Below are 23354 nucleotides of genomic sequence, written 5' to 3'. Positions count from 1 at the left end.
ATGCAATGCCTTAGTAATATTCTTAATTTAGGTATCAAAGAACTGCGTAGCTTATGGCGCGATAAAGTGCTGTTATTATTTGTGTTTTTTGCTTTTACAGGATTAATTTATGTTGTGTCTTCGGCAACTTCCATTGAGTTAAATAATGCACCTATTGCAGTTGTTGACGGCGATCAATCACAACTATCTAAGCGTATAATTAATGCATTTTACGACCCTTACTTTAAAACGCCTGACGTTATTGCGTTAAGTGCAGTGGATCCTTCGCTTGATAACGGAAGTTATACCTTTGTGCTAAATATTCCGCCACACTTTGAGCGTGACGTTCTTGCAGGTAAGCAACCTACATTACAAGTGAATATAGACGCCACACGTATGTCGCAAGCATTTATTGGTGATAATTATATTCAAACAATTATTAGTGCTGAAATTAATGAATTTGTTCAAGGCTATCGAACGGTATACACACTGCCTATTAAGCAATCGGCGCACATAATGTTTAATCCCAATATGACCAGTGTGTGGTTTGGCAGTGTGATGGAATTAATGAACGTTATTACCATGATTTCGATTATTTTAACCGGAGCTGCGGTGATACGTGAGCGTGAACACGGTACGCTGGAGCATTTATTAGTAATGCCATTAACGCCATTTGAAATTGTAATTGCTAAAATTTGGGCCAATGGTTTAGTTATTTTATTACTGACCACTTTTTCACTTTTTATTGTAATTGAAGGCTTTTTACAAGTGCCTATTCATGGCTCAGCAGCGTTGTTTTTATTGGGCGCCGCCATTCATTTATTTGCGACAACATCATTGGGAATATTATTAGGAACGCAGGCGCGTACCATGCCGCAATTAGGCTTACTGATGATCCTTATATTATTGCCATTGCAAATGTTGTCGGGCGGGGTTACCCCTCGCGAAAGCATGCCTGATATAGTACAAAATATTATGTTATTTGCACCTACGACTCATTTTGTAAAGTTTGCTCAAGCCATCTTATATAGAGGAGCGGGGTGGGATGTAGTTTGGCCTTACTTTTTGGCTTTATTCGTAATCGGCAGTGTATTTTTTATATTTGCATTATCGCGGTTTCGTAAATCAGTCGCGTTTGGATAATAAGGTTTATCTAGTCGGTAATTTTTATAAAAAGGTGGAATTACTTACATTCATAAATAGTTTTACTAAATTAAACTTATATTTATCAACAAACTAAGTGCGGCCTAAAACTTGCTGGATAATACCAATTAAAAACACAATAAGGGATTTAATAATGACTGAAGTTACAATTTCGGCTTACTTAGCGTTTTACCTGTATTTAATTATGTTGGTTGTACAATGGGCAGTGGCTACGTTTAGTAAAGCAAAAGAGCCTAATGCTGTGCCAGGTAAAATTGATGAAGATTTATCGCACGACAGCTTTATATTCAGGGCGCATCGTACATTTCATAATACGCTTGAAAACAGCGCATTATTTATAGGTACTGTGTTATTTGCATTTGTAATTAATTACCAAAGCCCAATATTTGCAATGTGTATTTGGGTGTACTTAATTGCGCGTTTAATTCACATGGTACTGTACTACGCTATAGCAACAGAGAAAAACCCAAGCCCGCGTAGTTACTTCTTCTTAATTGGTGTGATTGCAAATGTGGTTATGCTAGTGATGATTGGTTTGAGGTTAATTGTATAGCTTATCTATTAAAGTAATAAATATTGTTCATCACAATATCTATAACCAAAGCGAAGTGATTTTATAATTACTTCGCTTTTTTTGTAAAGGGAGTGGGTCTTGTTAAAATGATAGGGCTATTTTTAACCATGAGCATTTTGATTAAATTTTATTTACCTCTGTTAATGTGTCTTTGGTGTTAATTTAATGTATTTATTATATTAATTGACGCGTGATAAATAGGCAGGCAATATCTAACTATCTTAGTAAATTATTTACACTACCTTTAAGTATTATCCAGGCAATTTACTCTTTGCTGTTTGGTTTTTACTTAGCCCGCGAGGTTACAAATCTTACGACGTGGTTAAATCGTCTCAGATAGAGCAAATTTAAACCAAAGAGCTGAACAGGGCCTGCATAAAACGTATTATTTACGGTATTAAAATTGGTATAAGGAGGCATTTATTAAAATTAAAATAGTTTTAGCTTTGTCGATTGCCGCACTATTTGTTTTTTATCTACGTGCCGAGTTTTTTTTGCTAAGTCCAGATGCCTCTGATACTGATGACTCACCCGAAAGTGAAGTTACTTTAGAGACAACACGCTTTGTTTCAACTAAGGCGGAACAGCACTTGGGAGTTGTGTTTGATAGCTGTGATACGAAATTAAGCGATATGAAAGTCAATGATGAGTTTTCTATTTGTATTGAACTACTTCTTATTGAATTACGTGATGAAACGGTAGAGATTAAACTTGCAACAACGCAACCTCTTTATTTGGCATGGATTAAGGTAAATTGGCCATCAGCCTTAGAGCATATGCTTGGGCTGGATACCATAATGCGTAATCGCTTACTAAATAGTGTTATTCCTGTCATTGGTCAATATGATCTACAAAATTTGTCTGAGTGGATTCAAAATAAAGGATTTGATAATAGCACTCAAGTTGATTTAATCACTGTTGCATACTCTTCGCTTATGGATGAGAGCCCCATTACAGCCATTGAAGACGTTAGATTTTCTTTGAGCCCTGCCGTTAAATCTGGTGTGATAGATAAACTGTTAAATCAATGGAGTAGAGAAAATGCTGGCGCAGTGATGGAGTGGTTTAGCCAACAGCCACGCCCAGATATGTATGCGCATTTAATGGGTTTTGTTTTGATGCAATTAATACAGCAGCAACCAAATGATGCTGAAAATATAATTTCAGAATTGCCTAACTCTCAATTAAAATTTGAGACCATTAAATTTTACACAAAAAAACTCGCTTCAGAAAATTTAGAACAGTCTTTGAACTGGGTTAATAGTATTGAAGATGAAGCAAGTAGGCATGTAGGAATAGTGCAACTACTGAAATATATGGCGACTAACGAGGAATATATAGGTCGTTCGTTTGACGTGGCATTAGCGCAAGAAGATCCTTTTTTCCGTGATAAACTATTAAATAACCTTAGTATTGATATACCTTATAATAAATTAGGTATGTTGATTGATTTAGCGCCCACACTGCCAGTTTCTGCAAAAAAATGGGTAATGAGTAATATTGGCTCTCGTTTAATTAAAAATGATCCTGATATGGCACGTGATTGGCTGAAGTCATTAATGCCGAGTAATGAAGCTAGTTATGCAAAACGTTTTGTTGGCGAAAAATCTATTGAACGTGATTTACCTTTTGCTATAGAGCTTGCTAATGATATATCGGATCAAGATGAGCGAATGTTATTAATAGAATCAATATTAAAATTTGTTTACGGACAAAATGATTTTGATTTTGAATTATTATACGAAACATTAAGATTGTCATCGAGTGAAATAGATCAAGCGAAAATAAAATTTTATAACGCTGATACACACTAGCGCCTGTTTATCTTTTGAGGTTGAATTTACAGCGCTGTGTTTGGTATTTAGGCAAGGCAGAGCCTATGTAGTATGGCTATTCTCCTAAATAGGTGACAACTATACATAAAGAACACACGGGCTGCCCACGGTTTCTTTCATCGTTGCCTGTTGTAGATAAGGAGTGATTAGGACGTGGCAGCAGTTACCCAGCCCACTAGATTACAAATCTCGCGCTGCAATTAAATTACCCCTGAGTTGAACAAATTTAATCCTCAAAGATCAGCAAGCGCTGCTAGCGCCATAAAGCTGTTAGCTTAATGATTAAGCCGACAAAGTATTTATGAACAAATTTATTTTATGAAGATAATAGTAGATGCCGATTTTTATTTTTAATTAAATAGAGGGGTGGTGATGTATTTATTTTTTGAGATTAATTAATCTGAACTCTGGTTAAAAAATTTACTAACGTATTGAATTATAGTGATATTTAATTTTATTTTTTCTAGCCAGAGGTTTTCAGTGAAAATAAGGCGAATTCACGCGTCAATAGCTGCTCGAGATAGATTTACTATCCAGAGTTCAGGTTAATTATACTTAATGCGGCTGTAATAGCCGCATTAAGTAGTTTTGGGGAGCTTAAATTTTATTGCTCCGTGTCGTATAACGAGAAGTAATAAAACCTAGTATTACAAATATTTTAGAATGACTTAGTTTGCTTTGTAAACACGTACCCAATCAATCCAAAATATACTTTTGTTTGAATCAGCTAGCTCGGTTGAATTCGGTTTTACATCACGCCAAGGTTGATGTTCCATATCTAAAATGATGTGCATTGGTTTATTTAGCCCTGTGCCGCCTGTATAGCCTTCAGGATCAATTATATTCGGACCCGAAACGCTGCGAACTAATACACCATCAATATAGTAATCTAGGTTCCATGCGTCCTTCCAATGTACACCGTAGCGACGAAATTTATTTCGGTATGTTTCACCGCTATTGTATACCCATGCGCCTGCGTCTTTTGGTTGGTAATCTTGAAATGGCTCACGTATAAAAACATGGTGACTAACGTGCATACGTTGGTCAAACCACTCTTGCCCTACACGATCACTGCCGTAGGACTCCATTGCATCAATTTCTTGAGTTGAATCAGAGCTCAGCATCCATACGGCATTAGCCATAGTGTTATTACTCGGTTTTACCATTGCCTCAAGATAAAGTGGGTATGTAAAAGTTGCTTTTGAAGAAACAATTCCCGAAAGCACTTTATTTGTTCCTGCTTTTTCAGTTGCCTGAAGGCCTAACGCACCACCAGTAGTGTAGGAATGACCTGAACTGAATTCAGTATCACCAGGCCCAAGCCAAGCATTAATATACGAAGCATTCCAACGATTGGTAAATGCTGCCGGTTTATTTGAAGTACCGGCTTGGTAGTTAAATTGGTCGGAAACAGTTTGTAATTGCCATGTTTTACCTGATCCAGCAGAAGCCGGAATACTATATGCGTCCCAATCTGCAGCATGTGTTGCTGTGCAGAGTATTGCGCAAGTAGAACAGGATAGTAGTTTTAATATATTCATATAAAATCTCCATGCAAATTAATGTAGATATGCTTCTTTAACTAGTGCGAGTGACTTTAGTGAATTTAATCATCGAAAGATAAACAGGCCCTAGATGAAACAATCTCTTTTGTGTGTACCTTCTATTATTTGTATCCATATTCAAACTCAAGCTTATGAAAATACCAGCATAAGCACACCGACATGGATACGTTTTAATAAAAGTGAAATAGTGTGTAATGTAACTTTGTTGTACTGATTTTAAAGTAACACCAAAGCAACTGTTTAATATTTGCACAATTACACATTGTTAACAATAGATAATTAAATATTTATTTTGTTAATAATTTAATCGCACCTGTTAACATTGTGTTTTTGCTTGGGCGAGATGTTTTTTCTCTGTATCAATCAGTTTAACTTTTATCAAAATAGAGATATTACTACTGCTAATAAATACCTAATATTGGAATTGGAGAGATATTTTTAATGAAGCAAGGTTGGATTGTTTTTATAACTTGATGTATAAATTGAAAAATAATTTATTTTTACAATTTTTATTTAAATCTATAGTAAAGAGCTATGCTAGGGACGTTGAGTTATTAATATTTTAACAATTAGAAATATGAAGTGAATGAACGTTTTACAAAGCAGTGAACGACACTAATATTTAGACAAATGTTTCATGAAACAAAAAATTTACATTTAAAGCGAAGAGCCTTGTAAGCAGCTTCGCTTTTATGTTTTTAGTTGCATCAAAATAAAGGCTAATATCTAGGGTCTTATATGATCAATCTACTCCTATAAATCCGCCAGTTTGGTGAGTCCAAAGTGCAGCGTAAATTCCGGCTTTAGCGATTAGTTCCTCGTGAGTGCCTTGTTCAACCACGCCCCCATCATCGAGTACAATTAATCTATCCATTTGCGCAATGGTTGAGAGCCTATGCGCTATGGCAATAACTGTTTTGCCTGTCATTAAATCATCAAGACTTGCCTGAATTGCAGCTTCTACTTCAGAGTCGAGTGCGCTGGTGGCTTCGTCGAGTATAAGTATGGGGGCATTTTTAAGTAGCACACGTGCAATAGCAATACGTTGGCGTTGACCGCCCGAAAGCGTAACACCGCGTTCGCCCACCTGTGCATCAAAGCCTTTATTGCCTTTGCTGTCGACTAAGTCATTTATAAACTCAAGTGCTTTAGCTTGTTTGGTGGCGTTGAGCATTTCATCGTGGGTTGCATCGGGGCGACCGTACAAAATGTTGTCTTTTACTGAGCGATGAAGCAAGGAGGTATCTTGCGTTACCATGGCTATATATCGGCGTAGGCTTTCTTGGCTTACGTCTGTGATGTTTTGCCCATCAATTTTTATTGTTCCTGAGTCTGTATCGTAAAAGCGCAGTAATAAGTTAACAAGTGTTGATTTACCCGCGCCAGAGCGACCGACTAAACCAATTTTTTCGCCAGGTTTAATATTTAAGTTTAAACCGTTCATTACTGGGCTTCGATTAGTTTCGTTTGACGCTTTACCGTAGTTAAAGTGTACGTTGTTAAACTCAATGGCGCCTTGGCTTACGTTAAGTGTATCGGCGTTTGGTTTATCGGCAACTTCGATAGGGTTTGACAGTGTTTTCATACCATCGGCTACGGTGCCAATGTTTTCAAATAAGCTACTTATTTCCCACATGATCCACTGCGCCATACCGTTTAATCTAAGCGCTAAGCTAACAGCAACTGCAATGGCTCCGGCGCTAATTGCGCTAAGCGACCATAAATAAAGTGATACAGCGGCAACCGAAAATACTAATAGATAATTTAAGCTTTGAATAACAAAGTTTAAGCTGGTTACTAAGCGCATTTGCTTGTACACGGGCTGTAAAAATACATCCATGCTTTGTTTTGCGTACTGCTCTTCACGTTGGGTATACGAAAACAATTTAATGGTAGAAATATTAGTGTAGCTATCAACAATACGACCAGTCATTTCTGAGCGCGCATCGGCTTGTGAGCTGGCAATTTTTTTAAGGCGCGGTACAAAATAAAGCTGCACGCAGATGTATAAAGCTAACCAAACTAATAAAGGGATCATTAAGCGCCAATCGGCTTCGGCAACTAAAAATACCATAGAGCCAAAATAAACCACGATATACATTAATACATCGAGTAGTTTAGTCACTGTTTCGCGAACGGCTAAAGAAGTTTGCAGTACTTTAGTGGCTATTCTTCCTGCAAATTCATTTTGATAAAAGCTAACACTTTGGCGCAGCAAATAACGATGCGCTAACCAGCGGATAGACATAGGGTAATTGCCCAGTAATGCTTGGTGTAAAATAGCAGAATGAAAAAATACGACGATGGGCAATACTAATAACAGCATAACAGCCATTTTAATAAGTTCAGACTTTTGCTCTATAAACAAGGTTTCGGGAGTGTAAGCCGTTAACCAATCGACAAGTTGGCCCATGTAGCTAAATAGAGAAACCTCTAAAATAGCAAGCATGGCCGCACTGATTGACATAAGTAGTAGCGACAGCTCCATTCCTTTGGTGTAGTGGCGACAAAAAGCAAATAAAGTAGAAGGCGGCTGAGTGGGTTGGTCCTCAGGAAATGCTTTTGTCATTTTTTCAAATAATCTATACATTTTAAAAACTTAAATGGCAAATAATGGCGAGTATCATACCATTTAAGTATTTTTAAATGCAGGTTTGTAGGTCATTAATTATGAGTATTATTCTTATTTATTGCGTTGGGTTACTTAGATTTATTCCTTCGCTCATGTATAAATCATCGTATTTGAGCCCACCATTACCATAAGGTTTTTTAATTGGGCCCGTATTACAGTTTGCTAAAAAGTATATAAGAGGTTGTTCGCGCTTCATTCTAAATTGTGCATTTTTATACACCAGTGTTTGCTTGCTAAATTCACCACCTTTTACGTAAACATCATATTGCTGACCTTGCTCTGAGGCTGCTGCGTTATTAACAACATACCATACGTCGTACCAGGTATTTGTTTGCAGTGGCTTGGCCGATTGTTTGGTAGTGTAGTTTTGAATGTTGCTATACCCGCTGTCGGTTTTAACCATTAATGCGCCATCGTTTACAAGCCCGTTTGATTCTGTTTTATCGGTTACGCGAAGTGTTGGCTCAAACGCATCGTACGCATGTTTATTAATTAGCTCTGGCGTAAGGTTGCTTAATCCAAAAGCATGGTTATTAGGAAAAGCAGCCACGTTTATACGCATATAAAATGTGTAGGTGTCACCAACTTCAACCGCTTGTGGAAGTTTTGTATAAGAAAGCGCTTTACGATTTCCTAAAATGCCTTCAGCCGCAGGCTTTTTTAGTAAATAATGATTAACAGATGCGATTGCTTGTTCTGGTTGTATAATTGTTATTTGTGGATTTTTAACTTGTGGTTTGGTTTCATTTTGAGTATCAACACTTTGCCACTTGCTAAGTGAATGTTCAAAGTTATCAATAAGCAGCCAATCGCTCGATGTGTTTTTTTGAATGGTTGAACATGCTGATAGGGTGCTGAATAAGCAAAGAAATAAAATGTGTTTAGAAGACATAATTGGCTCTCGTAATATTAATGATATTTGGTTAACCAATTTTAATTTCGGCTATGGTTTTTATTAAAAGTCATATAACCAATTTAACTTTTTTATGTCAATCACTAAAACATTAGTTATGGTTTGATTGAGCTTGAAAAATGTAATATTGTCATTGTATTCAATCAGCTCAGCAAATTTTAGCTGAGTTGAAATTAATTAAATTATTAGGACGTTTTATGTATACGGGTTCGTGTTTGTGCGGTGAAGTAAGTGTTGAAGTATTGGGCAGTATAACCAGCATTATTCATTGCCATTGTTCACTATGTAGAAAAAATAGCGGGACTGCATTTGCAACTAATGGCTTTGTAAATACAGATGACTTCACAATAACGAAAGGGCAAGAACGACTCAGTGAATATAGTTTTAAAGCAGGGCGTACGCGCTATTTTTGTAAATGTTGTGGCTCTCCTGTTTATAGTAGTAATGCAGATGACAAAAGCAGAATACGAATTCGTCTAGGTATATTTGATAGCGATATTACTGAACAAGTATTGTCGCATAACTTTGTTACATCTAAGGCTAACTGGGAGCTGTTAGAAACAAGCTTACCGTGCTATGAAAAACATGAACCTGGGAGGTAAGACGTTTTATTCAATGTGGTAAATACTGTTAATACTTTTATAAAGGTCTGGCGCAAAATTTATAAACACAGGTGAGTTTTGTATTTCATCAACGTTAATATGCATCAACGTATGTTGGCACAATATCAATACTATATTTTTATATTCATTAAACTCTATTAGCGCCAAGCATTTAAAATGTTGCCTTATCAGTACCAAAAGGGCTTGTAATTCTTGACCTGTTTGCGGGTTTAAATTAACGATTACTTGAGTATTTGGCTCACTACAGCGATTTATGTTTTGCCAAAAGCTGTCATTGGTTAAAAAAGGCTGATGATGTTCACCACTAAAAATATCAATAGTAATTACGTTAAAGTTAGCTGTGCATTTTGAAATATACTGCTCAGCGCATTGTAAGTGGATATTGTGGTTACTTGGTAGGTTAAATAATTGCGTTGCAATAGAGGCTATATTCGGGTTTATTTCGATTGTACTAAATGTATTAATGATATTTATGTAAGGCGTATGGTTTTGCAGGTGATACATGATTCGCTCAAACCCTGCGGTTCCTAAGCCTAAATTTAATATGTTTAGTGTATTTACAGGTTTAAGTAAAAAGAGCAACATGCATTGATTTACAGGGACGATTACTTGTTCTGGATGCACAAGGCACATAACACCTTGAATAGTAATATCTTCATCTTTTTTTTGTGCAAGTGTTAGCCAACGATACTGTTGATTTTGAAATACAGTTATAGGGCCAAAATCAGTTTGTTCTGATTTGATTTGGTTTGCTTCAATGGTATCGTTTTTTAGCTGACGCATAACTTAAACTTTTTTATAAACACGTTCATAGTGTGCCACGAAAAATAAATTTTTAAATAGATTATTGTGCAGAACACATGTAATTTTACTTATTACTATAATAGTGTATTGGCAATTAACTGCTTAAGTATTATTCAAGGATTGAAAATGGGATTAATTTTAGTGCCAGCTGTTTTAGTATGGTTTGCAGTATTTATTTATTCTTTACAATTAGGATATGCGCTTATTTATAAAAATATGAGTGTATTAGCGACAGTATCTACTTTTTTAATTAGTATTATTGGTATGCTGGCTTTTATTACGTATGGATATAGGCAGTTTGTAAACAATACCTCTGTTTGGGCATTTGAGATCCCAAGTTACTTTTTATTTAACAAAATTGCTTTTATAGGTGTATTAAGTGGTTTTTTACTTAACTACTATATTAATCCAGCAAATAATTCTAATTTTTTGAGCTGTTTAGCATTTGTATTAATATTTATGTTTTCTGCTGGTGTGCTTGCAAGCTTAGGAGGACATAAGGCGTTTTTAAAAGAATTTGGTATTAAAACCACTCATTAAAGTATACATAATCAGTTTTGGCCCAGTATCTATTGGAATTAAATAGCTTTTACTATCCGCGTAACCTCTTGTAAATGCGCTTTAGCGTGCTCCTTTCTACATCTACCTCAAATGTATTGCCATAAAATCTTAGTTAAGTAATGGTTACACTATAATAATTAGGAGCTACTAAATGCTTAAAACATCTTTGAAAATCACAACAACGTTACTTAAATTTACTGCAATTGCAGGCGCCTGCACACTTGCACTATCAGCACATGGGAAAACACAACTTCAATATACCGACCAACAAAAGTTACATGATATAGCAGCTAAAGTATCAGCCGAACGTATTGGTAGTGACATTCAAACGCTGGTGGATTTCGGTACTCGCCATACGCTTTCAGAAACTAAATCGGATACTCGAGGCATTGGTGCGGCTAGGCGCTGGATAAAAAAAGAATTTGAAAAAATATCGGCACAGTGTGGCGGTTGCCTAGAAATTATTGAAGTAAAGGACACTATATCGGGCGAAAAACGCATTCCTAATCCTGTTGAAGTGGTTAATATAGTGGCCATTCAACGAGGGTCGAGCGAGCCGAATCGCATGGTGATGATGTCGGGCGACATAGATTCACGTGTAAGTGATGTTATGGACTTTACGAGTGATTCACCTGGAGCAAATGATAACGCATCAGGCGTGGCAGGTGTAATAGAAGCTGCTCGTGTTTTAAGTAAATACAAATTTAATGGATCGGTAGTTTACGCGGCGCTTTCGGGCGAAGAGCAAGGTTTGTTTGGCGGGAAAATATTAACGGCTTACGCGCAAAAGCATGACTGGCAAGTTCATGGCGTTTTAAACAACGATATGATTGGCAATATTACCGGTATTAATGGGGTAACCGATAATACAACTGCACGTATATTTTCAGAAGGTACCCGTGTTGTAGAAACAAAAGAGCAAGCTAATACTCGCCGCTTTAGAGGTGGTGAAGTTGATTCTGCGAGTCGTAATTTAGCGCGCTACATAGATACTATTGCGGATAGATACATTCCTAATTTAGATACAATGCTTGTATATCGATTAGATAGGTTTGGCCGTGGTGGGCATCATCGTCCATTTAACGATGCAGGTTTTGCCGCAGTGCGTATTATGGAAACTAACGAGCATTACGATCGCCAGCATCAAGATTTACGCACCGAAAATGGGGTTGAGTATGGTGATACTATTGAAGGCGTTGATTTTGACTATACGGCCAAGTTAACTTCACTTAATGCGGTAACGATGGCATCAATGGCGTGGGCACCTGCACCGCCAAAAGAAGTTAAAATAACAGGAGCAGTTACAGCCGATACGTCGTTTTCATGGCAAAAAAGCAGTGATGAAAATATTGCGGGTTACAAAATTTATTGGCGTTACACGAGCGAGCCGCAATGGCAGTTTAGTAAATACGTTGGTAGGGTTTCACAGTACACACTTAAAAATGTAGTGATTGATAATTATTACTTTGGTGTAGCCTCTGTTAGTAAAGACGGTGTTGAGTCGCCAGTAGTGTTTCCGGGTGATGTAGGTTCGTTTGATCACAATATAAAATAGTAGTTTGGCTGAAAATTCAGCAAACAGAGCGCTTGAAGGTGTAAACGGCCATTTTATACTTGCACCTTATTTACTAAGCCCTTAGAGTGTAAAAAAAGAAGTAAAAGGTTATTAAAAATGCAGCAACAAGAAAAAAAACCGTTAACAGCACAAGAGCAAGCTTTAGCTGAGCAACAACGTGTTGCATGGCAGCGTGAATGTTTTCAGGCAGCGCAAAAGCACTTAGCTGAAAAGGGCATTATGCCAAAATCAGTAGTTGATAAAGATAGCCGATTTTTAGCGCCACTTTGCGCAATGTGGAAATTTAAAGCACAAAATGGTAAAACATATTGGGTGGTAACAGGGCGGTTACCTACAGATCATGCTGAGGTTAGTGCGGCTACAGATGCCCGCGATGCAATGCGTTACTTTTCTTTGCAGTGGCAATTAAAAGCGGATCAAATTATGAGTACAGGCGCCCGTGACAAAACACAGGTAGATTTTGCTAACTTACTTATCAATAGAGCACATGGCTTGTATGAAATGTATGAAAATGAACCTCTGTGGGCAAATGAGGCAAAGTAACTACAGTTTGGGTAAGTAAAAAAGTAGAGGGTGATGGTTTATTTATTGCCCTTTTCTTTATCTAATGGACAAGTGTGAAAGGCGTTGTATTAAACGCCGAAACAGAGCATTGCATACGTTGCCTAGGAATTCCCGCCTCCATAAACACATTTCCTTGCTGAATAAAGCCATTTCGCTTAAAACGTTCTACTTCATCTAGAATACAATTAATACTGACAGCTTCTATCCCCTGATTTGATGCTAAATCAATAATGAAATTGAGAAGCGATTTATATACATTGCGGTTTCGGTGTGCGGGTAGTACAGCTATTCGACCAATTAAGCCATCAGTACATAATCGGCCTGTAGCAACGGGGCAGTGAGTGTCGTCTGTAACAAGTACATGCAACGCAAATTTATCTAGGCTATCAAATTCTATACGTTTAGGTATGTGTAATTCATAAACAAAAACACGCTCACGAATTAGTTGAAGCATATCCTTACGTATAGCCCATTCTACTTTATCAACTTGATAGCCCATGGCAAACTCCTAGTTAAACCAAATTCCCTCATTAACGAGTGTAGTAAAGGTTTGAATAAATACTAGGCTAGGTTTTAAAAATTTTAACTGCGAGGCTTCAAACTCGATATCGTCAGTTAGTAGTTTCACAGCAGCTAAGTCAGTTAATAACACAGTGTAATTTTCGCCGTTTACACTTAACAAAATGTTTTCTTCAAGCAATTGATAAATAGCGCGTGTGCCACCTAAGCGTTCAAACACAATGGTGTTATTAGTTAATGCATTCGTTATTTGCTCAGCTGAAAATGGCTCTTCAACAGGCGCTAAGTCCATTTCATGTTTAGGTTGGCTTAAGGTTGTTCCTAGCCATTGTTTGAATAACGTGTCGTTTTCAAGCAGTCCTTGCATTAATGTTTTAACTTTAGTGACTTCAATATTATTAAGCTCACCTTTAGATTCTCTGAGTGTGAGATTACCATCGGTGTAGCGTTTTTGACCACTTTCGGTATCAATAATATGATCGGCGAAGCTCGACAATAAATCTTGTTGATTAGGGGCTCTAAAACCAACTGAGTAATTGAGTGCATTTTCTACAGCGTAACCTTCGTGAGGACACCCAGGTGGAATATATAAAATATCGCCGGGCTCTAATATGCAATCTATTACGGCTTCAAATGCTTCTACTTGCAGTAATTTTTTGTTTTGAGCAAACTGCTTAAGTGTCGGATCAGGCAGACCTACACGCCAATGACGTTTGCCTTCGCCTTGAATAATAAATACATCGTACTGATCTAAGTGTGGGCCAACACCACCATTAGGCGTTGAATAGCTGATCATTAAATCATCTATGCGCCAGTTTGGAATAAACCTAAATGGTTCTAGTAGTTGTGCAGCATCGCTATGCCAGTGATCAACTGCTTGCACGAGCAATGTAGAGTGATCGTCTGTTAACTGCTCAAAGTCTTCAAATGGACCTTGGTGCGTTTGCCAATCATTTTTATGATTGGTGATAATGCGTGACTCTATGCTTTCTTCCATTGCGAGACCGGCAAGCTCATTAGCATCAAGTGGGTCTTGAAAATCAGTAAAACCTTGTTTGATTAAAAGCGGTTTTTTTTGCCAATAATGGCTTAAAAACTCTTGCTCAGACAAATTATTTATTTTTAATTGATACATACATTATGCCTACTAGTTAGTGCAATGGGGTAAAACAAAAAAAGCGAAAGGATGATCCTTTCGCTTTTTAAAAGAGCAATTTAGTTTTTAAACTAAATCATCAATAAACTCAACAGCACGACCAATGTAATTAGCAGGTGTTAGTTTTTTCATTTCTACTTTAGCGTGCTCTGGAAGGTCAAGACCATCGATAAAGTCAGCCATTATTTCTTGATTTACACGTTTACCGCGTGTTAAATCTTTAAGTTTTTCGTATGGCTTTTCAATGCCATATTTACGCATAACGGTTTGAATCGGCTCGGCTAGCAATTCCCAGTTTTGATCAAGCTCGTCAGCTAAACGTTGCTCGTTTACTTCAAGCTTGCTTACACCTTTAAGTGTTGATTGGTATGCAATAATCGCATAACCCATACCTACACCTAAGTTACGTAATACCGTTGAATCGGTAAGGTCACGCTGCCAGCGAGAAACTGGTAATTTTTGTGCAAGATGAGCAAAAATAGCGTTTGCTAAGCCTAAGTTACCTTCTGAGTTTTCAAAATCAATTGGGTTAACTTTATGCGGCATTGTTGATGAGCCAATTTCGCCAGCAATTGTTTTTTGCTTAAAGTGATTAAGGGCAATGTAGCCCCACATGTCACGATCAAAATCGAGCAATATAGTGTTAAAACGTGCAATTGCGTCAAACAACTCTGCAATATAGTCATGCGGTTCAATTTGTGTCGTAAATGGATTTAGTGTTAAACCTAAGCTTGATACAAACTTATCTGCGTGTGTATGCCAGTCGTAATCTGGGTATGCGCTAAGGTGAGCGTTGTAGTTACCAACAGCACCATTAACTTTACCTAACATTTCTACTTGAGCAATTTGCCCGCGTTGACGTTTTAAACGCATGTATACGTTAGCAAACTCTTTACCCATAGTCGATGGTGTAGCAGGTTGTCCGTGCGTACGAGTCATCATTGGGATTGCTTTGTATTCAATTGCTTTTTCTTTAATTGCGCTTAAAAGTTCATCGCAATAAGGAAGTAAAACGTTTTTACGCGCTTCGCTTAGCATTAAACCATGAGATAGATTATTAATATCTTCTGAAGTACAAGCAAAGTGAATAAATTCGTTAATTGCGTGAAGCTCACTGTTATCGGCGACTTTTTCTTTTAGTAGGTATTCAACCGCTTTAACATCGTGATTTGTCGTACGTTCAATGTCTTTAACGCGCTGTGCATCAGCTTCACTGAAGTTATCTACAATGGCGTTTAGAAGTGCATTAGCTTCTTCGCTAAATGCAGGCACTTCTTTAATATCGCTTGCTGCAGCTAACGCTTGCAACCAACGCACTTCAACAATTACGCGGTATTTGATTAAGCCAAATTCGCTGAAAATACTGCGCAGTTCAGTGGTTTTGCTGCCGTAGCGACCATCCACTGGAGAGATAGCCGTTAACGCTGAAAGCTCCATAATAACTCCTAAATTTTAGTTTGAACGATAGTTAAATTTTTGTTTTAGCAATGGCGAGTATTTTTCTTTTTGCAAAGAAAAAGTGACGGCGTTTACCGCCCATTTGTCGCCATAATACTGCACTTCTAATGCCGGCTAATAATAACGCACGGATTTTATTTTGAGTGAGCTGCTGTTTTAATAACTCGGGTTTACCATAAACCTGTATTCGGTGCCCAAGGGGGCTCAGCACCGACGAGTATATATCTGCTAAACCGGCAACAACGCTCTCGTCGGTAATAGCAAAGTGATCTAAACGACGATGAATATCATCAATTCGTTTACCTAATTCGTTTAAGCTTTTATCGTTTGCACTTAGCGCACGCTCAAGCTGCATCAAACCACCTACGTATTTTACTATTTCAACATCTTTTTGAGCACCTGTGGTTAGCTGCGCCATTAATGTTTTATAGCCATCACGTAAGTTGTCAGTACCTTGGTAAACATCTTCTGGCGAAGCCGGTGATGTTTGAATAATGCTTGAAAGTAATACTTCTAAGTCGTGCTCATTATTACTGCCGTACTGGGCAATTTTTTGAACTTGCTTAGCTACTTGACACATGGCGGCAAGCGCCATGACTTGGTGTTCATTCATTACTTGATCACCGAATCAATAATACCACCGCCTAAACACACATCTTCTGCGTAAAATACGGCAGATTGACCAGGTGTCACTGCTTTTTGTGGCTCGTCGAACAATACGCGGGCCATGCCGTCTTCACCTACAAGTAGGGTACAGCTTAAGTCTTCTTGGCGGTAACGTGTTTTTACTGTGCAGCGAGTGGTACCTTTAGGACCAATGCGATCAACCCAATGCAATTGGTTTGCATTAAGACCATTACTGTATAGGCGAGGGTGATCTTTACCTTGGCCCACAATAAGTACGTTACGTTCTAAGTCTTTATCAACTACGTACCATGGTTCGCCAGAACCTTCTTTCATACCACCAATTAACAAGCCTTTGCGTTGTCCAAGTGTGTGGTACATTAAGCCTTCGTGCTCGCCTACGTTATTACCGTCAGTGTCTTCAATAACGCCAGGTTGTGCTGGTAAGAACTTTTGTAAAAAGTCTTTAAATTTACGCTCACCAATAAAGCAGATACCTGTGCTGTCTTTTTTATCGTGCGTGATTAGGTCTTGCTCTTCTGCTATGCGGCGTACTTCTGGTTTTTCGATATCGCCTACCGGGAATAACGTTTGGCCAATATGTTCATGGCTTAGGGTATATAAGAAGTAGCTTTGATCTTTATTGTTATCAAGTCCGCGACACATAACGTATTTGTCATCGCGAAGCTCACGGCGAACATAGTGACCCGTTGCAATAAAGTCAGCACCGAGTGCTTGAGCCGCAAATTCTAAAAAGGCTTTAAATTTAATTTCTTTATTACACATTATGTCTGGATTCGGTGTACGACCTGCTTTGTACTCTGCTAAAAAGTACTCAAATACGTTGTCCCAATACTCTGCTGCAAAGTTAACAGTGTGAAGCTCAATACCTAATTTATCACACACAGCTTGCGCATCTTTTAAATCATCAGCGGCGGCACAATATTCATCATTGTCGTCTTCTTCCCAGTTCTTCATAAACAGGCCTTCAACTTGGTAGCCCTGTTGTTGTAATAAATATGCAGATACAGAAGAATCAACACCGCCGGACATGCCAACAATGACTTTAATGTGACTATTTTCGCTCATGAATAATTTCGCTTATACAGATTGCTGTTAACTTGGAAAGGCCGCGATTATAGCATGTATTTTGTTTGTGCTTAAAGAGCGTAGGGAAGCAAAGACATAATTTGTCACTATTTTATTTGTATAACAAATAGCAAACTAGCCTTAAGAGCCGTTTGAGCGGACATAACTTCACGCATTAATTAGTGCCTGTTTACCTTTCGCGGTTGAATTTGAAACAGTATATTGATTTTTAGGCAAGGTAACGCTTATGGTGTGTGGCTATTTCTTATAAATAAGCGATAACGTTGCATAAATACTAAACATTCGCGCCCTTTGGTTTGTCCGTGGGCAATCTACTCATTGTTAACGACGGATGTAGTATGTACGGTAACGATGGAGTAGATAACGCCTACTAGGCTGATACCTCGCGCACTATTTAATTTCACTTATATAGAACAAATTTTAATCCTAAAGGTCAGTAGGCACTAAGTTTATTAGTTTTTTTCATGCAAATATTGAATTTTATTAATAGTATTTTCTTTTAAAACTACTTGGGTAAATATACACTTAGGAAATAGTAAATAGTTGATATTGTTTAAATAGTATCAATTTTAGGGACGCTACCTATATAGTCAACGGAATGAATATATGAATTATGCTTATCAAATAAATGAGATAAAATCACTCGTAGAGCATTACACTCTAAAGTCTAGTTTTTCACCAAATGATTTATCAGCAAATACAAATACTGAATTTAAGAAAGCCGCTTATCATCTTTTCTATGAACTTATAAAACTAAAAAGCCTTCGTATTTATCAAGAACCAAATCATATAACTGAGTTATTCGGCCTCATTAAGCAATCATCTTTTCAAGATCGTATTGAAAAAAAAGTATTGGCTCACGTTGAATATTGGTGGCTTGAATGGTATTTCGCGTTAGAAATGGATGAAAAGATAAATACTGAAAAAAATAATACGGCAATGAGTTATTTATCGCAAAGTACACAGCATCCAATGCGTAAACATGAACTTAGCCACTACGCTAAATTATTCGCAGCATTACCTATGCCAGTGTGTAATGTATGTGCAAGAACTGGCGATATTTTAAGAGTAAATCAACGCTTTGTAGACGTTTTTGGTTATACGGTCAAAGATGTCCCCAACCTAAATGTTTGGTGGCAAAAAGCTTACCCAGATATCAAGTATAGGGAGTTCGCTAAAACACTTTGGGACAATTCTTTGCAACTAGCCCTGAAAAATAACAACGACATTCCAGCTAATAACTACCGAGTGTCATGTAAAAATGGTTCTCAAGTAATGATGGAGGTATCAGGAATTGATATTGGGGAAGAATTTTTGGCTGTTTTTAAAGATGCTACTGAGCGTTTACAAGCAGAAGATATACTCAGAGATATGGCTTTTTTGGATGCGCTGACGAAAATAGCGAATAGACGTCGATTTGACGAAAAGTTAACACATGAGTTTGAGCGTGCGAAGGCGTACGAAGGTTCATTGTCATTAATCATCCTTGATATAGATCACTTTAAAGAATTTAATGATTTATACGGACACGTAGCGGGTGATAGTTGTTTATATGATGTGGCTCAAAAAATAGCATCAACAGTGAGTCGCCCTGAGGATTTTGTTGCTCGCTATGGTGGGGAAGAGTTTATAGTTTTATTACCACAAACGGACAAGCAAGGTGCTTTGTTTATAGCTGAGCAGATACAAAAAGCGATAGAAAATTTAGCCATTGCGCATGAAGGTAGTTTTACCGGTTTTTTATCTGTAAGTATGGGTATAAATACAATAGATAAATGCACAGCTAGTGATGAGCTAAATTTTATAAAAGCAGCCGACAGCGCACTTTATTATGCAAAGAGACAAGGCCGCAATTGTATTGCTTTAAGTGCTAATTAAATAACCTGCATATTATTTTGTTTGGTATTTATGCTGCATTAGCGCCTATTTATCGGGGATAACCACGCACTACAGGCGCAGAGATACCTAAAAACTAAACATACGGCTGCAAACTTAACCTCGAGAGATAAACAGGCCTTAGGCTTAAAATAGTTTAAGCCTAATTGTATATAGTTTCGAGACTTAATATTGGCCGATTTAGACTATCATCAATACACTTTAAAACTAGGGGACTTCTGAGCGGTAGCGATTTTATTTGCTCGTAGGTGTGCCAATTCGCGCTAATAATGTTGCTATCTAGCGGTTTTGGGACTGGTATATTCTGAGGTGCTTCAAATAAGAAGCAGAACCGTAAATAGTGCACTGCGTTATCGGCATGCAAATTATACACACCTAAAAAGCCAATAGGCTCAAGCGCTAAGCCTGTTTCTTCAAGTAACTCTCTGCTTGCAGCTTGTGCAAGTGTCTCATTTTTCTCTAAATGACCCGCAGGTTGGTTGTAACAAATTTGCTTTGTAAATTTATCGCGCTCTTTTACAAGTAAAAACTCATTTTGCTTTTTTACTATTGCTGCAACCGTAACATGCGGTTTATGAATCAACTACGCCCTTAATTACTTTATATTCACCACAATTAATATCATCCAACGTATAGTTACCAATGCTATAGCGAATGAGGCGAAGAGTAGGGTGGCCAATATGCGCCGTCATGCGGCGGACTTGTCTGTTTTTACCTTCGTTAATGGTAATGCTTAGCCAAGTAGTGGGGATTGCTCTTCGTTCACGTACAGGCGGATTTCGCGCCCAAATTGTTGGTTCATCAATTATTTTAACGTTAGCGGGGAGTGTAAGTCCGTCTTTAAGTTCTACGCCATTACATAAATCATTAATTGATTCACTCGTTGGTTCACCTTCAACTTGTGCCCAGTAGGTTTTATTCGTTTTTTTATCAGGAGCAGTCAAGGTGTTTTGTAATTTTCCACAGTTTGTTAAAAGCAATAAACCTTCACTGTCTCTGTCTAACCTTCCTGCGGCGTATACTTCTTTAATCGGGATAAATTCTGCAAGCGTTTTTCTGTCTGCGTCATCTGTAAATTGGCATAGCACATCAAATGGTTTATTGAATAACACAATTTTTCTGTCTTTAGATGCTATTTGCGGCTTTATTTCTCTTTTACCAGATGGCGTTTTATTAAGTGCACTGCGAGAATAAGTACGCCCAGTACTTCTTTTAGGCTTGGTTTGTGTTGTTTGATTATTGCCTGATTTAGCTCTCATTATATGCACCTAGCTGGTTTTGGTAATCCAGCAATTTTTGTTGCTTGTTTAGCTGGGCCTTTAGGAAATAATTTATATAAATAAAGGCTATTACCTTTGTCCTCACCGAGTGCTTTAGCCATTGCTTTTACAAGCATTCTAATTGCTGGGCTGGTGTTATATTCAATGTAAAAATCACGAACAAAATTGATGACTTCCCAGTGTTGCTCACTAAGTGTGATGTTTTCTTGAGTAGCAATTACAGGCGCCAGCTCCTTTGACCATAAAGTATGGTCGAGCAAGTAGCCTTGTTTGTCGGTTTCAATCTGTTGGTTGTTAAATTCAAGCATGAGTTACCACGTAATTGATTGGTTAGTTGATAAAGTGAGTGCCACAAAGTCTTCATAGCTAATTGCTTTATCGTTATCTGCTAATTTTATTGCACGTACTTGCGCGTCTTGTTCAAGTATTAACAGTGTATCTGCAAACTGCCTAAATTGTTTTTTTGCAAAGCAGGCATCACCAACCAGCAAAATGCTATCGGTTGGTAAAATTAAATTTTCTAATTGATTTGCACAGTAGTAGTTAAGCGGCTTTGAAAAAATATGTAACGTGCTCATAGATTCACCACATGCTGCTGGGCTTTAATTAATGTTTGTTGTTGGCTAAAGTTGAGTGCTTTTGCCTCTATGAGTAAATCATGTTTATTTAAACCATAATCAAGCAATGATTTTTCACACACGTAAATGTTTTCAATATCGTAAATTTCGAGTGTTTTAATATTTTTAAAAAAGTCTTTTAAGCCAATATCATTTGGTTGCTGATGCTTTTTTAAAGCTAAAACGGCGGGGCCGCTAAACAACCAACTTATATTTTGGTCAACAGCAGCAAATATCAATGTCATATCAAGTGCATCACGAATATTTAAATCGTCAAATGGGCTGCACTGACTCATTACTAATACGTTTATCATTTAAATTGCACCCATTTATCTGCGTCGCTTGCAAGCATTGCAAATTCAGCTAACCCTGCGACTTTAAATACACCTGTGTTTTTAATATCCAACCCGCGCTTTTGCGCGGCGGTAACACACAGCATTAAATTTAGTTTTTGATCAGCGAGTTGCTGCCAAAGTGCTGAAATTCGAAGTTCGTCTGAGGATAAATCAAAGTGTGTAGATGCATGATAAATACCTTGCTGGTATAAAAAAATAGCATCAATGGTATGCCCTTGGGCTAAACATGCATTCGCAAATTTAACTATGCGTTGCGTGGTATCGTGATCGGATGGTGGTGTATGTAATGAAAGAACAAAGCGTGCCAAAACAATTCCAATAAAAAAGCCCCAATAAAGGGGCTATTTTAACAGAACTATTTAATTAGTCATCACTTGCGCCAAGTAGAGCAAGCAAAGAGGTAAATAAGTTATATACGCTTAGGTATAAAGATACTGTTGCACGAATGTAGTTAGTTTCGCCACCGTTTATGATTCGGCTTGTATCAAATAAAATCAAACCAGACATAATCAGTACAACTGCTGCATTAATTACCATAAACATCAATGAACTGCCAATAAAGATATTAACGATGCTTGCTACAATTACAACGATTAAGCCAACAGTTAAAAAGCCACCCATAAATGAGAAATCTTTTTTAGTATTTAGTGCATAAGCAGACAAACCAAAAAAGATAAGCGCTGTAGAACCTAAGGCTTGCATAATAAGCATTGGGCCATTAGGTAATGCGGCATAATGGTTAAGCAATGGACCTAAGCCAGCCCCCATTAAACCTGTGAAAGCAAACACCCAAAATACACCAGATGCTGTATCTGCTTTTTTATTTACAACAAATAATAAACCGAACGAAACGAGTGTAAACACAATTCCCATAAAGTAAGGTAATTGTAGTGCCATTGAAATACCGGCTGTAACTGCGCTAAATGCAAGTGTCATAGCTAGTAAAAAGTAGGTGTTTTTAAGTACCTTGTTTGTTTCAATGGTAGACATTACCGGTTTCGCGGTATTGTACGATTGATTAAACGCCATTGTAGAGCTCCTTAAAGTGAAACGTGTGTGTTTCGATAATTTAACTAAAATTAGATTACCAACTCTTATATGTTTGGGCAAACCTTTGTAGATCAATAGAGTCAAATATTTAAATAAAAGTTCATTAGCGATTAAATTAAAAACACTTTGTCTTAACTTTAAACAAATTAATTGTTTTTTAAGCACTTAAACAATTAATTTAAAAAAAAGCTTCACAAAAGGGATGGGTTTCCCTATTATGCAGGCCGTGCGGAGAGATGGCAGAGTGGTCGAATGCACCGGTCTTGAAAACCGGCATGGGTTTATAGCCCATCTAGGGTTCAAATCCCTATCTCTCCACCACTTATTTAATAAGTGTGTGGTAATTAAAGTATCATTCATTTAAATAGTTATTAGTACACTCTTACTTTTAACTTAGCAGTATCGGAGAGATGGCAGAGTGGTCGAATGCACCGGTCTTGAAAACCGGCATGGGTTTATAGCCCATCTAGGGTTCAAATCCCTATCTCTCCACCATAT

Annotated in this window: 24 protein-coding genes and 2 tRNA genes; 10 read left to right on the top strand and 16 right to left on the bottom strand. The window is 37.5% G+C overall.

Annotated features, from left to right (window positions below; translation table 11 throughout):
* The 3 genes from DO88_RS06885 to DO88_RS06895 all read left to right on the top strand — a co-directional run bounded on the left by DO88_RS06885 (position 1) and on the right by DO88_RS06895 (position 3531).
* Positions 1-1122 (top strand): ABC transporter permease, encoded by a 1122-nt coding sequence (locus tag DO88_RS06885; RefSeq protein ID WP_007375693.1) that lies wholly within the window; start codon positions 1-3, stop codon positions 1120-1122.
* A gap of 154 nt (positions 1123-1276) precedes the next feature.
* Positions 1277-1696: an MAPEG family protein gene (locus tag DO88_RS06890; protein WP_033039881.1), complete on the top strand. Its 420-nt coding sequence runs from the start codon at positions 1277-1279 to the stop codon at positions 1694-1696.
* A 467-nt stretch (positions 1697-2163) separates the two neighbouring features.
* Complete coding sequence (locus DO88_RS06895; RefSeq protein ID WP_232224813.1) at positions 2164-3531, top strand: hypothetical protein; 1368 nt, start codon at positions 2164-2166, stop codon at positions 3529-3531.
* A 689-nt stretch (positions 3532-4220) separates the two neighbouring features.
* On the opposite strand, the gene DO88_RS06900 is transcribed toward DO88_RS06895, so the two are convergent.
* The 3 genes from DO88_RS06900 to DO88_RS06910 all read right to left on the bottom strand — a co-directional run bounded on the left by DO88_RS06900 (position 4221) and on the right by DO88_RS06910 (position 8641).
* Positions 4221-5093 (bottom strand): beta-agarase, encoded by an 873-nt coding sequence (locus DO88_RS06900; RefSeq protein ID WP_050482451.1) that lies wholly within the window; start codon positions 5091-5093, stop codon positions 4221-4223.
* A 766-nt stretch (positions 5094-5859) separates the two neighbouring features.
* Positions 5860-7707, bottom strand: coding sequence for an ABC transporter ATP-binding protein (locus DO88_RS06905; RefSeq protein WP_033030379.1), 1848 nt, complete (start codon positions 7705-7707; stop codon positions 5860-5862).
* 97 nt (positions 7708-7804) lie between these two features.
* Positions 7805-8641, bottom strand: coding sequence for a hypothetical protein (locus DO88_RS06910; protein ID WP_033039879.1), 837 nt, complete (start codon positions 8639-8641; stop codon positions 7805-7807).
* Between the two features lie 218 nt (positions 8642-8859).
* On the opposite strand from DO88_RS06910, the gene DO88_RS06915 reads away from it, so the two are divergent.
* The gene (locus DO88_RS06915; protein WP_007375699.1) at positions 8860-9264 is read left to right on the top strand and encodes a GFA family protein; all 405 of its coding nucleotides are present in this window, start codon (positions 8860-8862) and stop codon (positions 9262-9264) included.
* Between the two features lie 6 nt (positions 9265-9270).
* Here DO88_RS06915 and DO88_RS06920 read toward each other — a convergent pair whose 3' ends face one another.
* Positions 9271-10068 (bottom strand): hypothetical protein, encoded by a 798-nt coding sequence (locus DO88_RS06920; protein ID WP_033039876.1) that lies wholly within the window; start codon positions 10066-10068, stop codon positions 9271-9273.
* Between the two features lie 147 nt (positions 10069-10215).
* Here DO88_RS06920 and DO88_RS06925 point away from each other — a divergent pair, with 147 nt between their 5' ends.
* The 3 genes from DO88_RS06925 (at position 10216) to DO88_RS06935 (ending at position 12769) form a co-directional block, all read left to right on the top strand.
* Complete coding sequence (locus DO88_RS06925) at positions 10216-10629, top strand: hypothetical protein (protein ID WP_033039873.1); 414 nt, start codon at positions 10216-10218, stop codon at positions 10627-10629.
* A gap of 172 nt (positions 10630-10801) precedes the next feature.
* The gene (locus DO88_RS06930; RefSeq protein ID WP_033039872.1) at positions 10802-12205 is read left to right on the top strand and encodes a M28 family peptidase; all 1404 of its coding nucleotides are present in this window, start codon (positions 10802-10804) and stop codon (positions 12203-12205) included.
* Positions 12206-12322: 117 nt separating this feature from the next.
* The gene (locus DO88_RS06935; protein WP_008133649.1) at positions 12323-12769 is read left to right on the top strand and encodes a DUF4826 family protein; all 447 of its coding nucleotides are present in this window, start codon (positions 12323-12325) and stop codon (positions 12767-12769) included.
* 61 nt (positions 12770-12830) lie between these two features.
* On the opposite strand, the gene DO88_RS06940 is transcribed toward DO88_RS06935, so the two are convergent.
* The 5 genes from DO88_RS06940 to mnmA form a co-directional block, all read right to left on the bottom strand.
* Positions 12831-13289, bottom strand: a complete 459-nt coding sequence (locus DO88_RS06940; protein ID WP_007375704.1) for a GNAT family N-acetyltransferase — start codon at positions 13287-13289, stop codon at positions 12831-12833.
* 9 nt (positions 13290-13298) lie between these two features.
* The gene (locus DO88_RS06945; protein ID WP_033039871.1) at positions 13299-14444 is read right to left on the bottom strand and encodes a ribosomal protein uL16 3-hydroxylase; all 1146 of its coding nucleotides are present in this window, start codon (positions 14442-14444) and stop codon (positions 13299-13301) included.
* Positions 14445-14531: 87 nt separating this feature from the next.
* Positions 14532-15902: an adenylosuccinate lyase gene (purB, locus tag DO88_RS06950; RefSeq protein WP_033039868.1), complete on the bottom strand. Its 1371-nt coding sequence runs from the start codon at positions 15900-15902 to the stop codon at positions 14532-14534.
* Positions 15903-15933: 31 nt separating this feature from the next.
* The gene (hflD, locus tag DO88_RS06955; protein ID WP_033039867.1) at positions 15934-16536 is read right to left on the bottom strand and encodes a high frequency lysogenization protein HflD; all 603 of its coding nucleotides are present in this window, start codon (positions 16534-16536) and stop codon (positions 15934-15936) included.
* Complete coding sequence (gene mnmA, locus DO88_RS06960) at positions 16536-17636, bottom strand: tRNA 2-thiouridine(34) synthase MnmA (protein ID WP_007375708.1); 1101 nt, start codon at positions 17634-17636, stop codon at positions 16536-16538. The genes hflD and mnmA overlap by 1 nt, the downstream gene beginning before the upstream one ends.
* Positions 17637-18263: 627 nt before the next feature.
* Between mnmA and DO88_RS06965 the strand changes: the two genes are divergently transcribed.
* On the top strand, positions 18264-19535 hold the full coding sequence (locus tag DO88_RS06965) for a sensor domain-containing diguanylate cyclase (protein WP_033039866.1): 1272 nt from the start codon (positions 18264-18266) through the stop codon (positions 19533-19535).
* Positions 19536-19695: 160 nt separating this feature from the next.
* Here DO88_RS06965 and DO88_RS06970 read toward each other — a convergent pair whose 3' ends face one another.
* From DO88_RS06970 to DO88_RS07000, 7 genes are read right to left on the bottom strand one after another with little or no spacing between them, the layout of a single operon-like run.
* Complete coding sequence (locus tag DO88_RS06970; protein WP_033039907.1) at positions 19696-20133, bottom strand: NUDIX hydrolase; 438 nt, start codon at positions 20131-20133, stop codon at positions 19696-19698.
* Positions 20126-20812: a pseudouridine synthase gene (locus tag DO88_RS06975; RefSeq protein WP_033039863.1), complete on the bottom strand. Its 687-nt coding sequence runs from the start codon at positions 20810-20812 to the stop codon at positions 20126-20128. Before DO88_RS06975 ends, DO88_RS06970 begins: the two co-directional genes overlap by 8 nt.
* Positions 20812-21141 (bottom strand): TusE/DsrC/DsvC family sulfur relay protein, encoded by a 330-nt coding sequence (locus tag DO88_RS06980; protein WP_007375712.1) that lies wholly within the window; start codon positions 21139-21141, stop codon positions 20812-20814. Before DO88_RS06980 ends, DO88_RS06975 begins: the two co-directional genes overlap by 1 nt.
* A 3-nt stretch (positions 21142-21144) precedes the next feature.
* Positions 21145-21411, bottom strand: coding sequence for a DsrH/TusB family sulfur metabolism protein (locus DO88_RS06985; RefSeq protein ID WP_007375713.1), 267 nt, complete (start codon positions 21409-21411; stop codon positions 21145-21147).
* The gene (gene tusC, locus DO88_RS06990) at positions 21408-21764 is read right to left on the bottom strand and encodes a sulfurtransferase complex subunit TusC (protein WP_033039861.1); all 357 of its coding nucleotides are present in this window, start codon (positions 21762-21764) and stop codon (positions 21408-21410) included. The genes DO88_RS06985 and tusC overlap by 4 nt, the downstream gene beginning before the upstream one ends.
* The gene (gene tusD / locus DO88_RS06995) at positions 21761-22114 is read right to left on the bottom strand and encodes a sulfurtransferase complex subunit TusD (protein ID WP_007375715.1); all 354 of its coding nucleotides are present in this window, start codon (positions 22112-22114) and stop codon (positions 21761-21763) included. The genes tusC and tusD overlap by 4 nt, the downstream gene beginning before the upstream one ends.
* 55 nt (positions 22115-22169) lie before the next feature.
* Positions 22170-22835, bottom strand: a complete 666-nt coding sequence (locus DO88_RS07000; protein ID WP_007375716.1) for a Bax inhibitor-1/YccA family protein — start codon at positions 22833-22835, stop codon at positions 22170-22172.
* Positions 22836-23086: 251 nt separating this feature from the next.
* Here DO88_RS07000 and DO88_RS07005 point away from each other — a divergent pair.
* A tRNA-Ser gene (locus tag DO88_RS07005) sits at positions 23087-23177 on the top strand.
* Between the two features lie 83 nt (positions 23178-23260).
* Positions 23261-23351, top strand: a tRNA-Ser gene (locus DO88_RS07010).
* Positions 23352-23354 lie beyond the last annotated feature (3 nt).

The organism is Pseudoalteromonas sp. S3431 (genome assembly GCF_000690035.1).
In the GTDB taxonomy this organism is placed as follows: domain Bacteria; phylum Pseudomonadota; class Gammaproteobacteria; order Enterobacterales; family Alteromonadaceae; genus Pseudoalteromonas; species Pseudoalteromonas fuliginea.
The sequence above is the reverse complement of the archived record's forward strand: the minus strand, read 5'-3'. Positions and strand labels throughout refer to the sequence as shown.